12 protein-coding genes and 1 other RNA gene are annotated in these 13,282 nt (G+C 65.2%); 6 read left to right on the top strand and 7 right to left on the bottom strand.

Going from position 1 to position 13,282, the window contains the following annotated elements; all coding sequences use genetic code 11:
• Window positions 1–114: 114 nt before the first annotated feature.
• The 6 genes from pdxA to M0D43_RS06745 all read right to left on the bottom strand — a co-directional run bounded on the left by pdxA (window position 115) and on the right by M0D43_RS06745 (window position 7,154).
• A complete protein-coding gene (gene pdxA / locus M0D43_RS06770) occupies window positions 115–1,101 on the bottom strand; it encodes a 4-hydroxythreonine-4-phosphate dehydrogenase PdxA (protein ID WP_260808047.1) in 987 nt (328 codons plus the stop codon).
• A gap of 20 nt (window positions 1,102–1,121) precedes the next feature.
• Window positions 1,122–2,513: a peptidylprolyl isomerase gene (locus tag M0D43_RS06765; RefSeq protein WP_252164034.1), complete on the bottom strand. Its 1,392-nt coding sequence runs from the start codon at window positions 2,511–2,513 to the stop codon at window positions 1,122–1,124.
• On the bottom strand, window positions 2,510–4,939 hold the full coding sequence (lptD, locus tag M0D43_RS06760; RefSeq protein ID WP_425510651.1) for an LPS-assembly protein LptD: 2,430 nt from the start codon (window positions 4,937–4,939) through the stop codon (window positions 2,510–2,512). The genes M0D43_RS06765 and lptD overlap by 4 nt, the downstream gene beginning before the upstream one ends.
• A gap of 128 nt (window positions 4,940–5,067) precedes the next feature.
• Window positions 5,068–5,976 (bottom strand): histone deacetylase family protein, encoded by a 909-nt coding sequence (locus M0D43_RS06755; RefSeq protein ID WP_252164032.1) that lies wholly within the window; start codon window positions 5,974–5,976, stop codon window positions 5,068–5,070.
• 38 nt (window positions 5,977–6,014) lie between these two features.
• Window positions 6,015–6,572, bottom strand: coding sequence for a cob(I)yrinic acid a,c-diamide adenosyltransferase (locus M0D43_RS06750; protein ID WP_252164031.1), 558 nt, complete (start codon window positions 6,570–6,572; stop codon window positions 6,015–6,017).
• A gap of 3 nt (window positions 6,573–6,575) precedes the next feature.
• Window positions 6,576–7,154, bottom strand: coding sequence for a hypothetical protein (locus tag M0D43_RS06745; RefSeq protein ID WP_252164030.1), 579 nt, complete (start codon window positions 7,152–7,154; stop codon window positions 6,576–6,578).
• A 128-nt stretch (window positions 7,155–7,282) separates the two neighbouring features.
• On the opposite strand from M0D43_RS06745, the gene M0D43_RS06740 reads away from it, so the two are divergent.
• The 6 genes from M0D43_RS06740 to M0D43_RS06715 all read left to right on the top strand — a co-directional run bounded on the left by M0D43_RS06740 (window position 7,283) and on the right by M0D43_RS06715 (window position 12,434).
• Window positions 7,283–7,358, top strand: a non-coding RNA gene (locus M0D43_RS06740) — sX9 sRNA.
• A gap of 134 nt (window positions 7,359–7,492) precedes the next feature.
• Entirely contained in the window at window positions 7,493–8,701 is a 1,209-nt protein-coding gene (gene ubiH, locus M0D43_RS06735; protein WP_252164029.1) for a 2-octaprenyl-6-methoxyphenyl hydroxylase, read from the top strand.
• The gene (locus M0D43_RS06730; RefSeq protein ID WP_252164028.1) at window positions 8,698–9,879 is read left to right on the top strand and encodes a UbiH/UbiF family hydroxylase; all 1,182 of its coding nucleotides are present in this window, start codon (window positions 8,698–8,700) and stop codon (window positions 9,877–9,879) included. Before ubiH ends, M0D43_RS06730 begins: the two co-directional genes overlap by 4 nt.
• Before the next feature lie 127 nt (window positions 9,880–10,006).
• Window positions 10,007–10,729: an alpha/beta fold hydrolase gene (locus tag M0D43_RS06725; protein WP_252164027.1), complete on the top strand. Its 723-nt coding sequence runs from the start codon at window positions 10,007–10,009 to the stop codon at window positions 10,727–10,729.
• A gap of 99 nt (window positions 10,730–10,828) precedes the next feature.
• A complete protein-coding gene (locus M0D43_RS06720) occupies window positions 10,829–11,260 on the top strand; it encodes a nuclear transport factor 2 family protein (RefSeq protein WP_252164026.1) in 432 nt (143 codons plus the stop codon).
• Between the two features lie 142 nt (window positions 11,261–11,402).
• Window positions 11,403–12,434, top strand: coding sequence for a SphA family protein (locus M0D43_RS06715; RefSeq protein WP_252164025.1), 1,032 nt, complete (start codon window positions 11,403–11,405; stop codon window positions 12,432–12,434).
• Window positions 12,435–12,601: 167 nt separating this feature from the next.
• On the opposite strand, the gene M0D43_RS06710 is transcribed toward M0D43_RS06715, so the two are convergent.
• Entirely contained in the window at window positions 12,602–13,276 is a 675-nt protein-coding gene (locus M0D43_RS06710) for a GntR family transcriptional regulator (protein ID WP_252164024.1), read from the bottom strand.
• Window positions 13,277–13,282: the final 6 nt, after the last annotated feature.

The following is a 13,282-nucleotide window of genomic DNA, read 5'->3' as shown; positions in this document are numbered from 1 at the left end:
CGTTGTCAGGCGGGCGCAGGCGGTGGGCTCAGAACCGCGGTGTACGAAAGGTACATGCCGAACCGAGCACCGGTCGTGCCAGTCTGACGACAGGGCAGTTGTCTATTGGCCGCTCTAAGACCTGGCGGATAAGCGGCGTGCCGCCAATCGCGCGCACAGCTCGGTGGCCGCCATCAGGCTGGAAGGGGCTGCGATTCCGCGGCCGGCCAGTTCCAGTGCGGTGCCGTGATCCACCGCCACACGCGGGTAGGGCAGGCCCAGGGTGATGTTCACTGCCTGCTCGAAGCCGCTGTACTTGAGCACCGGCAGGCCCTGATCGTGATACATCGCCACCACTGCATCAAAGCCGCTCAGCTTTTGCGGCAAAAATGCGGTGTCCGCCGGCAGCGGGCCGATCAGCTGCATGCCTTCGCCACGGAGGTGCTCCAGCACCGGAATCACGATATCCAGTTCCTCGCGGCCCAGATGTCCTTCCTCACCGGCATGCGGGTTGAGGCCGAGCACGGCGATGCGTGGATGCTCCAGGCCGAAGTCGCGCTGCATCGCTGCATGGGTGATGCGCAGGCACTGCAGCAAGGCATCGGCGGTGATTGCATCGGCGACGGCACGCAGTGGCAGATGAGTCGTCACCAGGGCGACGCGCACGATGCGGTTGGCCAGCATCATCACCACCGGGCAGCCGGCTTGTTCGGCCAGGAGTTCGGTGGTGCCGGTATAGGGAATGCCGCCGCCGTTGATCACCGCCTTGTTCACCGGGCCAGTCACGATGCCCTGCAGGCGGCCGGCGAGGCAGTCGCCCGCCGCCCCGCGCAGGCCGGCAATCACTGCCGCCGCATTGGCCGGGTCGGGCGCGCCAAAGCGTGTCGCCACGGCTTGGCGAACGGGATGCAGTGGCAGGTCGCCAGGCGCGCGCGCCGGCTGGTCGGGATCGAGCAGGCGCACAGACAAACACAGCGCCTTCGCGGCGCTGTGCAGGGTATCTGGATCGGCGTAGGCAATCAGATGCGCATCCGAGCGCGGCCGCTGGACGAGCCGGACGCATAGCTCCGGCCCGATTCCGGCTGGCTCACCTGGTACCAGCGCGAGCGACGGGACCATCATGCTATCTGCCGCGCCCGGCCTCAGCGCGTCGGCTTTGCCGATGGCGGCGTGGGCGCTGCAGGATCTGCCGATTTGGCCGGAGCGGCAGTGGCATTGTCATCGGCGCGGTCGCCGGTGCGGTAGCTCACATACGCTTCGCCACGCAGTTCCTGCAGATAGCGGTTGTACTCTTCTTCCAGCTTGCGGCGGCCGATCGTTTCACGGGCCTGCGCGCGCTGGTTCTCGGCGCTGACGTCGGTCTGGCGGCTACCAACGCGCTGCACGATGTGCCAGCCCGCCTGGGTGCGGAATGGCTCAGACACCGCGCCATCTGCCAAGCCTTCGACCTGCTTGCCGAAGTCCGGGCCGAACGCATCAGCCGGGAACCAGCCCAGATCGCCACCCTGGCTGCGGCTATTGGTGTCCTCGGAGGACTCCTTGGCCGTTGCCTGGAAGTCGGCACCACCGACGATGCGCGCACGAATCGTATCGATCTTTGCCTTGGCCTGCGCCTCGGTCTGGTTGTCGCCGACCCGCACCAGGATGTGGCGTGCGTTGTACTCGGTGACCACCTTCTTTTCGCCGCCGGCATTGGCGTCGCGCATTTCCACCAGCTTGAGCAACTGGAAGCCGCTCGGGCCGCGGAGCGGTCCGGCCACTTGACCTGGCTTCATATCGCGAATCAGCTGGGCAAATGCATTGGGAATTTCATCCAGGCTGCGCCAGCCCAGATCGCCGCCTTCGAGCGCATTCGGGCTGTCCGAATAACGCACCGCAGCAGCCGGAAAGTCCAACTCGCCCTTGTCGATCAAGGCTTTGACGCCATCGACCTTCTTCTGACCAGTGGCGATCTGCTCGGCGGTCGCGCCTTCCGGCAAGCCGATCAGGATGTGCGCCAGGTGGTATTGGCTGCCGGTGGCGGCCTGTTGAGCCAGCGCGGTATCCACTTCGCCTTCGCTCACGCTGATGCGGCTCTGCGCAAAGCTCTGGCGCAGGCGCTGCACAATGATTTCGTCGCGCACCGAGGCGCGGAAATCGGCGTAGCCCATGCCGTCGGCGGCCAGCTTCTGGCGCAAGCCGTCCACGGTGGTGCCGTTTTGCTGAGCGATGCTGGCGATGGCGCGGTTGAGCTCCTCGTCGCTGACGCGGATGCCGCTGCCATCGGCACGGCCGACCTGCAGCTTGACCAGGATCAGGCGCTCTAGGACCTGGCGCTGCAACACGTCGTCCGGCGGCAGCTGGTTTTCGCGACCGGCATACTGCGACTTGACGTTGCGTACAGCGCGATCGAGCTCGCTCTGCAGCACCACGTCTTCGTCCACGATAGCGGCGATACGATCCAGCGGCTGGGATTGCTGCGCCGATGCCAGCGGCGAGACCGTGCTGGTGATTACCAGCAACGAGGCAAGAAGAACAGAGAAAGGCTTGGTCATGGAATCAGGTTCGGATCGTAATCGTCCGGATTGGTCGTGGTGTTGCTGGGCGGGACCAGGTACAGGTCGTCGCGGTAATAACCGAGAATAGCACGGCGCAAAGTGCGGTCCGTGTTCTGCCCGAACGAGCTCAATCCCTTCAGCACGAACTCCACCTGGATGGAGTTGTCCATCTGGCCATCGCGGTTACGCACAAACCGGCGTACCAGCCCGCGGACCGCCAGGCAGCAGCTATCCCACTGCACGCCACCGATGATTTCCAGCGGCTTGCGGTCCAGCAGCGAGTAGTAGTAGCGACCGACCGCACTCCAGCTGGGGCTGATCGGATACAGGAAGGAGAAGTCGGCCTGCTTGAGCTGGTCGCTGTTGTCGACAAGGTTGCGACGATAGCGATACGCCAGGTTGATGATGCCGTCGTTGTTCAGCAGGTAGCGCGTGCGCATGCTCGCCAGATCTTCCTTGCGCGAGTTCGGGTTCCACTGGTAGGTGGCGCCCATCGACCAGCGGTCGTTGATCATGTAGTTGGCGTCAGCCACCCAGGCGGACTTGCCCTGGTCGATGGTCTGCTCGCTGCCAGCTGCCGAGTTGTTGCTGTTGTTGATGGTGACCAACGAGTCGCTGAAGTACAGGATCTGCCCGGCACTCAGCGAGAGCTTCTCGCGGCCATCGTCCTGGCGCAGCCAGCGCGAGGTCACCGCCAGGGTCAACTGGTTGGCATCGTTCTGGCGGTCGGCACCGGTGTAGCGGGTATCGCGGAACAGCTGCCCGTAGCTGAACGTGAACGGACGGGTGTCAAACACCGGCAGATCGTCCTGGTCGCGGTACGGCACGTACAGGTAGTACATGCGCGGCTCCAACGTATTGAGGTAGTTGGTGCCGAACAGCGAGGTCTCGCGATCGAAATACAGACCGGCGTCCACGGACGCGATCGGCAGGCTGCGCGTGGGCGAGCGATTGCCGGTCAATGGCGGGGTGGTGGCCAGCGTGGAGTCCAGCTGGTAAGCGGTGTAACGCCATGCCACCGTCGGTGTCACAAACCAAGCTGCGCCAGACAGCGGCATCGAAATATACGGTTTGACGTCCAGGCGAGAGCCGCTTCCGTATTGCTTATTGCGGATGTTGGTGCGGACGTACTCGTCGCCGTTTCTATTATTGTTGTCGGCGTTCGGAATGAAATTCACCTGGTACGAATCGTCGTGGGTGAAGTGCACCGCCTCTGCGTACACGCCCGCCTCGAAAATGCCCAGCGGCTTTTCCCAGGTGAAATACGCGCGCGGCTGCCGGTTGTAGGGCAGGGCCTGCTCGTCCAGCGTGTAGTCGGTAAGCTGCCAGCGGTCGGCCATCAGGCCTGCGGTCCAGGTCTCGCCAGTGCCGTAGATACCCACCGTGCTCTGCAGGCTGGACGCCGAGCCCATGCCGTTGATACGGCTGGTGAAGTCCTCAACGTAGCGCGTGTCGCTGACCCAAGCGATGCTGCTGCGCGCCTGCCAGTAGGTGTTGACGTTGTGGTAGCCGCTATAGAACACGCTGCCGCGGTCCTTGTCGCGCAACTTGTCGTTGGGCAGATAATTGCCGGTGATTTCGCCGCGACCGCCGTCGTACAAATAACGGAATTCGGTGCCGAACATGAAACCACGCTTGCTCATGTAGCGCGGCAGCAGGGTCGCGTCGTAGTTCGGCGCCAGGTTGAGGTAGATCGGTTGTAGGTAATCGAAGCCGTTGCGGCCGGACAAACCGAACTGCGGGAACAGCAGGCCGGTCTGGCGGCGGTCATCGATCGGGAACTTGAACCACGGGAAATACAGCACCGGCACCTTGCCAATCTGCAGGACAGCGTTACGCGCGGTTCCAAAACCCTCTTCGTTGTCGACGTCGATCTCGGGGGCACGGACGCGCCAGATCGGCTGCGACGGGTCGCAGGTGGTGTACGTCGAGCGGTGCATCTGCCCGACCTGGCCCTGCAGATCCACCGATTCGGCGTCGCCATTGCCGCGGCGCTCCACCAACTGATACTGGATGTTGGTGACCTTGTGGGTGTCGGTGTCCTGATTACCTTCGGCGCGGTCTGCGACCATGCGGAAGGAGGTGTCCTGATAACGGACATTGCCCTCGGCAATGTAATTGCCGGTTTCGGTATCCATGCGCAGGTTGTCCGCACCCAGGAACTGATCACCGCGCTTCAGCGCCACGTTGCCCTGGTATTGCGGAGTGGTGTTGGTGCCGGAGAGCTGGTCGCCTTCGATGTCGGTCGGCAACTGTTGGCGCATTTCGGCCGCCTTGGGGTCCGCCGCGGGGGCGCCGTCGAAGCCGGGTAGCGGGTCCACGGCCGGGCACAATCCCCAGTTCAACGGCTTGTCGGCAGCCATGGCAGGAAGGCACATGGCGATGCTCAAAGGCAGGGGCAGCAGGCGGAGAGCTCGGCGCACGCGGGGGTTCAACCAATAAAATGGCCACTAGCTTGCCGCATAGCCCGCATAGGGGCAATGAAGAGTGCCGGCGTCGGGAGGACGAGGTTCATCGCAATCGGTGGCGCGACTGGCGCCCCGACAGGGATTCAGCGCAGCGCCGCCACGTGCGCCACGCTGCTTTCGCGCAGCGCCTGCAAGTCGTAGCCGCCTTCCAGCATGGACACCACGCGGCCGCGCGCATGGCGGTCGGCCAGGGTGCGCAGCACCCCGGTGAGCCAGGCGAAATCGTCGTCGTCGAGCATCAGGTCGGCCAGCGGATCGCGCAAATGCGCATCGAAGCCGGCGGAGATCAGGATCAATTGCGGGCGGAAGGCATCGACCAGCGGCAGCATCTCGTCTTCCCAGACATTGCGGAAGCGCAGTCCGTCGCTGCCCGGGGGCAGCAGCAGATTGTGGATATTGCCGACGCCACGCTCGTACACGCTGCCCGAATGCGGATACAGCCCGGACTGATGGGTGCTCAGGTACTGCACGGCCGGGTCGCGCTCGAAGATCGCCTGCGTGCCATTGCCGTGGTGGACGTCAAAATCCACGATGGTGATGCGCTCAAGACCATGCCGATCGCGCGCGTGGGCGGCGGCTACGGCGATGTTGTTGAACAGGCAGAATCCCATCGACACCTGTGCGGTGGCGTGGTGGCCGGGCGGGCGCACTGCGCAGAAGGCGGTGCGGGTCTGGTCCTGCATCACCGCGTCCACCGCGGCGATGCCGGCACCTGCGGCGCGCAAGGCGGCTGCGCGCGAGGCAGGCACCATGCGCGTGTCCACGTCCAGCTGGCGATAGCCGTCGAAGGCCGTTTCCAGTACCGAATCCACCTGCTCGCGCTCGTGCACGCGGCACAGGTCGCCCAGCTTGGCCAACGGCGCCTCGCGCCAATCCAGATCCGGGAATGCGGCGCGCAGGGCGTCGACCACCGCTTCCAGGCGGGCAGGGCTTTCCGGGTGCTCAGGGCCGGCGTCGTGACCGAGGCAGGCGGGATGGGTAAAGACCAACATGGGGCAACTCTAGCCTCGGCGCCGACTCTGGCACATGCTCAACCACGTCGGCGGTCGTGCCGCCACAAGACTTCCTGCTGACCATCGGCACGCGCCAGCACGCGCGCCAGCACGAACAGCAGGTCGGACAAGCGGTTGAGGTAACCGATCGCCTCGCTGCGCACCGCTTCCTGACGCGACAGCGCGACGGTCTCGCGCTCGGCCCGGCGCACGATGGTGCGGGCAAGGTGGCAGCGCGCGGCGGCTTCGCCCCCGGCCGGCAGAATGAATTCCTTCAGTGCGGGCAGGGTGTCGTTGAAGGCATCCAGCTGGCGCTCCAGCGCCTGGATGTCGGCCGCGTCGATGGCCGCGTGGCCGGGGATGCACAACTCGCCGCCGAGGTCGAACAGCTGGTGCTGCACGGTGGTCAGCAAGGCGGCAATCGGCTCCGGCACGCTGGGTGCGGCCAGCAACACGCCGATGGCCGAATTGGCTTCGTCCACGGTGCCGTAGGCATTGACGCGCAATGCATCCTTGCCGGTCCGGCTGCCGTCGCCCAGGCCGGTGCTGCCGTCGTCGCCGGTCCGGGTATAGATACGAGAGAGTCGGTTGCCCATGGCTTAGCCGGCGTGAGGCTGGCGGCGCGGTGCGGCCCCACGCTCGGCAGCCACCTGGATTGCCGCGGCGGCCGCCACGTAGAGCGCGGCGCTGCGCAGGTAGGGACCCAGCCAGTCGGTGTAATTCTTGAACCAGCCAGCCACGGTCGGTTCGGCCACGCTGGCGCTGATCCAGTAGAAGCTGCCCTGGGCGATCAGCTGGCACAGCGCCACGGCGATCAGCAGCGCGGGCACCAGCCGGGCCAGCGCGCTCCACTGCGCGCCGTGATAGTGCCGGCGCAGCCACACGCCGCCTGCCCACAGCGCGAAGTACGCCGGGATCAGGCACCAATACGCCGGCGACACGCAGTAGTGCTGCCAGAAGCTCATGCCCTGCCGGGTGATCACCAGCCAATCCACCGCCACGGCCAGCAGCATCAGCAGCGGAAACGCCAGCTTGGTGCGCGCAGCCAGATGAAAGCCACCAATGAAGAACACCGCCCAGGAGGCATCAGGGACCGGTGCGAAGTGATTGATCCGCGTGGCTGCCATCAACACGGCCAGCAGACTCAGAATCAGGGTGTCGTGCGAGCGAGGAGTCATGCGGAAAGGAGTCGGATTACAGGCCAGCGAGTGTAGCGCGGAGCGGCGTCGCCCGCGGCTTGGGTTAAGCGCAGCGACCAAAAGGACTGCCCAGTCCCAAGGCGGCGCAGCCGGTGCTCGGGATCGGCATCTACCACGTGTACGCTGCGGTCCCTGGGCGCTGTCCACACCCACCTGGCGACTGCGTGCGACGTGTTTGTAGCCGCTGTGGCTTGGTCGGGAGCGCGTAGACAGCTGCGGTGCATCTGAGTCACACAAGGCGCAGGCGACAGCGGGCGCGGCAAGATGTCCCGCCTTGCGGCGGCAACGCGCAGGGGACGAAGGCTTATCATGTGGACATGACACTTCCCCATGACGTTCTGATCGTTGGCGGCGGCCTGGTCGGCTCCAGCCTGGCGATTGCGCTGGACCGCCTTGGCCTGGATGTCGGGTTGGTGGAGGCCACCCCGGCCGGCTCCCCGCCGGCGGTGTTTGACCAACGCAACCTCAGTTTTGCGGCGGCCACCGTGAACGCGCTGGGCGCGCTTGGAGTGATGGCCAAGCTGCGCAGCCCGCCCGGGCCGATCCGGCGCATCCATGTCAGTCGTGCCGGTGACTTCGGTCGCGTGCAACTGGACGCGGCCGATTACGGCCGCGACGCCTTCGGCCAGGTGGTGGTGGCGCGCGACTTCGGCGATGCGTTGCAGGCGCGCCTGGACGAGTTAACCCATCTGCGCCGCTATCGCCCTGCGCGATGCATCGGCATAGAGCCGGTGCAGGGCGGCCTGCGCGCGGTGCGTCTGACCACCGAGACTGGTGAGCAGCGTGTCCACGCCAAACTGGTGGTTGGCGCGGATGGCAGCCATAGCGCGGTGCGCGAGCTGCTGCATATCGGCACCGACGCCCACGATTTCCTGCAGACCTTGTTCGTGGCACGCGTACGTGCGTCGCGACCACCCGACGGCACGGCCTGGGAGCGTTTTGGCGAACATGGTCCAACCGCCCTGTTGCCACGCGGCGACCGCCATTACGGCGCGATCCATTGCGTGGCGCGCTCCGAGGCGGAGGCAGTGGCTGCGCTCGATGAGGCTGGCTGGCTGGCCCGCCTGCAGCGTGCCGCTGGCTGGCGCGCCGGGCGGTTTATCGCCAGCGGCGAGCGCAGCGCCTACCCGCTGGTGCAGGTGCTGGCCAACAGTCTCATCGCCGAGCGCGTGCTGCTGCTGGGCAATGCCGCGCAGACGCTGCATCCGATCGGTGCGCAGGGCTTCAATCTGGGGTTGCGCGATGCGCTGACGCTTGCCGAATTGATCGAACACGATCGCAGCGATGTCGGTGCTGGCGCGTTGCTGGCCGACTATGTGGCGCGGCGTCGTGTGGACCGCGAGCACACCATCGGTTTTTCCAGCGGTCTGGCCCGGCTCACCGGCAACCCGGCACCCTTGCTGCGGCCGTTGCGCAGCCTCGGTTTGTTCGTGACCTCACAGGCAGCGCCGCTGCAGTCGATGCTGGTCGGTGGTGCCATGGGCTTCCGTGGCGATGTGCCGCAGCTCTGCCGGGGCGTCGCATGAGCCGACGCAGCACGCGTGATGCCGTGATCGTCGGCGGTGGCGTTGTCGGCGCCGCCTGCGCGCTGGCGTTGACCGATGCCGGCCTGAGCGTCGCCCTGGTCGAAGGGCGCGAGCCAGCACGCTGGCGCGCTGATCAACCTGATCTGCGCGTCTATGCCTTCGCCGCCGATAACGCCGCGTTGCTGGACAGTCTGGGCGTGTGGAACGCGGTGCGCACCGCGCGCGTGCAACCGTACCGGCGGATGCGGGTCTGGGACGCCGCTGGTGGTGGCGAGCTGGGCTTCGATGCCGACACGCTGGGGCGCGAGCAACTGGGCTGGATCATCGAAAACGACGTGCTGGTCGACCGCTTGTGGGCAGCCGTGCATGCGGCCGGCATCGAGGTGCATTGCCCTGCACGCGTGGTCGAACTGGAGCAGGACGCCACTAGCGTGCGGCTGCGGCTGGACGATGGCAGCCGGCTGGAAGCGGCAATGGCGATTGCCGCCGATGGCGCAGCCTCTACCCTGCGCGAGCTTGCCGGGCTGCCAGTCTCGCGGCACGCCTACGCACAGCGTGGCGTGGTTGCCTTCGTGGAAACCGAACACCCGCATCAGGCCACCGCCTGGCAGCGCTTCTTGACCACCGGGCCGCTGGCATTTCTGCCGTTCGCCGATGGGCGCAGTTCGATCGTCTGGACCTTGCCGGATGCCGACGCCGAGCGTGTGCTTTCGCTGGACGATCCGGAGTTCTCGCGCGAGTTGACCCAGGCCTTTGCCGCCCGCCTGGGCGTCGTGCGCGTGGTGTCGGCGCGCACCGCCTTCCCGCTGCAGCGGCAGTTGGTGCAGCAATACGCCAGCGGCCGCGTGCTGACCTTGGGCGACGCCGCGCATGTCGTGCATCCGCTGGCCGGGCAGGGCGTCAACCTCGGCCTGCGCGATGTGGCCGCGTTGCGTCAGACCGTGCGCGAGGCGATCGCCAAGCGTGCGGATTGGGCCGCGCCACATCGCCTGCAGCGCTGGGCACGCACCCGGCGTAGCGAAAACACCGTTGCCGCGTACGGCTTCGACGCGATCAACAGGGTGTTTTCCAATGACGAGATGCACCTGACCTTGTTACGCGGATCGGTGCTTGGCCTGGCCGGCAAGTTACCGCCGCTGGTCGATGTGCTGTGGAAGCGCGCCTCCGGCGGCGCGTGATCGCACCACGACAGACGCCGTGACCCGCATCGGCGGCTGGCAGCGAAGTCTTGGTATGCCTTTAAAGATATAGCGAAGGCAGCAGGTTCCATACGACGGACGAGGCAGGCGTGGCTACAGTCGCGTCATGATCTCGTCCGCTCACCCTTCGTCCAAGCCGGTAGTGCTGCTGTTGTGCGGCTTGCTGTGCGACGCCGCCATCTGGCAACCGCAGCGTGCCGCGCTGCGCGATCTGGCCGATGTGCAGGTGGTGGATTTCGCCGGGTTCGACAGCATCACGCACATGGCAGCGCATGTCCTGGCCGTCGCGCCGCCGCAATTTGCGCTGGCTGGGCATTCGATGGGCGGACGGGTCGCGCTGGAAATCATGCGGCAGGCGCCCACACGTGTGCTGCGGTTGGCATTGCTCGACACAGGCATCGCGCCGCGTCGCGACGGCGAACGCGAAGAGCGACTGGCGCTGGTACGACTGGCGCACGCCCAGGGCATGCAAGCGCTGGCACAGCGCTGGTTACCGCCGATGCTGCATCCCGATCACACCACTGATACCGAGTTAATGCACGGTTTGATGGCCATGGTGCAACGGCAGAGCGCGCAGAGCTTCGCCGGCCAGACCAATGCCTTGCTGGAGCGTCCCGATGCGGCGCCGGTCCTGGCGCAGATTGCCTGCCCCACGTTATTGGGGGTCGGGCGACAGGACGCGTGGAGCCCCTTGGCGCGGCATCAGGACATGGCGCGGCAGATTCCGCAGGCGCAGCTGGCAATTTTCGAGGACTGCGGGCACATGGCGCCTGTCGAAGCGCCTGCCGCCGTCAACGACGCACTGCGCGACTGGTTGCAGGACGCGTGATGGCATGCCGGCCGACAGTGCGCTGTCACCAGGTTGGTGCTGACGCGCATCACCGGATGGCAATCCAGATCGCGTTGGTAAGACCTTAAGGAGCGCTGCATGCACGAAGATGTCTCGATCATCATTGCCTGCGAGCAAGCGATCCGCCGGTTCGCGCTGTACAACGATCGCCACGATCATGCTGGACTCGCCGCGTTGTTTACCGACGATGGCGTGTTCGCGCGCCCCAGTGCGCCGGATGCGCCGGTGCGGGGGCGCCAGGCCATCTTGCAGTCGTTTCGCGAGCGTCCGCCGCGCACCACGTGCCACCTGATGCTCAATACGGTGGTCAGTGTCCAGTCGCACACGTCGGCGCACGCGCATAGCCACGTACTGCTTTACACCGCAGACGATACTTCCACGCCGCCGCCGTGGACGGCGCAATCGCCGGCATTGCTGGGCAGTTTCGATGATGTACTGGTGCTCGACCAGGGGCGCTGGCTGTTCCAGCAGCGGCTCGGTTCGCTGCTCCTGCGCGTTGGCACCGGCTAAGTCAGCGCATCGCTGCAGAAAACAACATTTGCTGCACCGCAGTCCTGATGGCGCATGCCGCATGCCGCCGTCTTGCAATACCGCATTCTCCCCCTCGCGGCGCATTGCAGTCATCCATCCATCTGCATCGGAGATTCGCCTAGTGGAACGCGTCCGTTCGTCTATTCGTTGTGGTTCCGTGTTGCCGCGTGCGCTGTCGCGTCGTCAACCTGCATTGATCATCGCTGCCTTGCTTGCCGGGGCATCGCCAGCGGCATGGGCGCAGGCCGTGCCGGAAACTGCGGCGGTACCCCAGGGCATCAACCTCGGCGGTACCAGCTTCTTCGATGGTTTCAGTTCCATGAAACCCGGATGGACAGCCATCGAATATCTGCGGCACTCCGATTTCGATGCGATCAAGAATGCGAACGGCGACAATTCGCCAGCGTTCCGTGATCCCAAGGTTGGCGTCAGCGTGGCATTGACCCAACTGATCTACGTCACCCCATACACGTGGAAAGGCGGTGTGTTGAGCTTCGACACCATCGTGCCGCTGGTCAATTACGACACCTCTTTCGCTGCCGATAGCCCGGTGCGCTTGAGCAGCAATGGCTTAGGCATAGGCGACATCTCGTTCGGGCTGGCGCTGCAGATGCCACCGGTGATGCGCGATGGGCGGCCGTTCTTCATCCAGCGATTTGCCGTCGACGCATTCGCACCCGTGGGCAAGTTCGATCGCGATGTCGCCATCAACCAGAGCACCGGTTTCTGGTCGGTCGTTCCGCACTGGGCCTTTACCGTGCAACCCACCGACAACTGGGAAATCAGCGGGCGGGTGAATTACCTCTACAACTTTCGCACCAGCCGCGCCGGCGGCGTGCCGCCGATTCCCGGGTTCCAGTTTCGCAACGGCCAGGCTGGCGATGCGCTCTGGGTCAACTTCGCCAGTTCGGTCAAGGTCACCGAACAGCTGCGCGTAGGCGTCAATGGGTTTTATCTGCAGCAGCTAAAGGACAACCGCACCAATGGAGAGCGCGTGCCGGACAGCAAGCGCAGGCAGTTCTATGCGGGCCCCGGGATGTCCTGGCGTTTCGATGAAAAGAACCTGCTCAACTTCAATGTCTATCTTCCCATCGATGTTGAGAACTCGGTGGCGGGCAATACCTACAACCTGATGTTTGTGCATTCGCTGTAACGCGCGCCGGTCACGCGTCCCACATTGCCGGCGCACCGGCTCCGGCAATGTGGGATGGAACTGATGCGAGGTCTCGAGCGGATCGGGTTGCGCTGTGCACGCGACATCATCGATCAGGAAGGTGCCGCTGCCAGTACAACGGGACCAACCGCCGCAACACCTGCGTCTCAGATTCCCATGCTGTGCCGTTGGGTGTTGGCGTGCTCGCGGAACAGCAATTCGGCGCGTGCGGCATCACGTTGTTCGATGGCCGAGACGATCGCGCGGTGTTGCCTGTGTCCGTAATACAGGTCGTCGTAGGTGAGCGTGGCAGAGCGTTGGCCGAACACCACGTTGATCGGGCTGACGAACGGCACCAGCGTGCACCGCTCCACGGTTTCGGTGAGGATCGGCTTGTTGGCAGCCTCCACGATGGCGTGATGGAAACGGGCATTCATTGCGCCATAGGCCTGCTCATCGTCGGCGCAGAGGGGGCGACTGGCCAGGATGCGGTCGCCTTCGCCCAAACAGGCATGCAGCATGGTGAGTAACTCCTCGGATGCGCCTTCTTCGGCGACCGTGCGCGCGGCCATGCCTTCCATCAATGCGCGCACCGTCAGTGCATCCAGGCTTTCCTGCTGGCTGAAACGCCGCACCGCGTAACCACGGCTGCCGGCCTGCACCAGCAGACCTTCCTGGCATAACGCCGGCAGGGCCTGACGGATCGGCGTGCGCGAAATGCCCAGGCGCTCGGCCAGTGCCGCCTCGGTGACGCGCTGGCCAGGGGCGAGGGTGCCGCACAGGATCAATTCGCGTAGCTGCTGTATCGCTTGCAATCGGTGATTGTTCGCCATTGGCTCCATTCTCTC

Origin of the sequence: Xanthomonas prunicola (assembly GCF_025266575.1) — a bacterium.
Taxonomy (GTDB): Bacteria; Pseudomonadota; Gammaproteobacteria; order Xanthomonadales; family Xanthomonadaceae; genus Xanthomonas; species Xanthomonas prunicola.
This window is presented reverse-complemented; position numbering and strand designations above follow the sequence as displayed.

What these genes read in the sequence shown, in the direction of transcription:
- pdxA (WP_260808047.1), bottom strand. Translation starts at nt 1,101, where the DNA reads ATGATGGTCCCGTCGCTCGCGCTGGTACCAGGTGAGCCAGCCGGAATC.
- M0D43_RS06765 (WP_252164034.1), bottom strand. Translation starts at nt 2,513, where the DNA reads ATGACCAAGCCTTTCTCTGTTCTTCTTGCCTCGTTGCTGGTAATCACC.
- M0D43_RS06755 (WP_252164032.1), bottom strand. Translation starts at nt 5,976, where the DNA reads ATGTTGGTCTTTACCCATCCCGCCTGCCTCGGTCACGACGCCGGCCCT.
- M0D43_RS06750 (WP_252164031.1), bottom strand. Translation starts at nt 6,572, where the DNA reads ATGGGCAACCGACTCTCTCGTATCTATACCCGGACCGGCGACGACGGC.
- M0D43_RS06745 (WP_252164030.1), bottom strand. Translation starts at nt 7,154, where the DNA reads ATGACTCCTCGCTCGCACGACACCCTGATTCTGAGTCTGCTGGCCGTG.
- ubiH (WP_252164029.1), top strand. Translation starts at nt 7,493, where the DNA reads ATGACACTTCCCCATGACGTTCTGATCGTTGGCGGCGGCCTGGTCGGC.
- M0D43_RS06730 (WP_252164028.1), top strand. Translation starts at nt 8,698, where the DNA reads ATGAGCCGACGCAGCACGCGTGATGCCGTGATCGTCGGCGGTGGCGTT.
- M0D43_RS06725 (WP_252164027.1), top strand. Translation starts at nt 10,007, where the DNA reads ATGATCTCGTCCGCTCACCCTTCGTCCAAGCCGGTAGTGCTGCTGTTG.
- M0D43_RS06720 (WP_252164026.1), top strand. Translation starts at nt 10,829, where the DNA reads ATGCACGAAGATGTCTCGATCATCATTGCCTGCGAGCAAGCGATCCGC.
- M0D43_RS06710 (WP_252164024.1), bottom strand. Translation starts at nt 13,276, where the DNA reads ATGGAGCCAATGGCGAACAATCACCGATTGCAAGCGATACAGCAGCTA.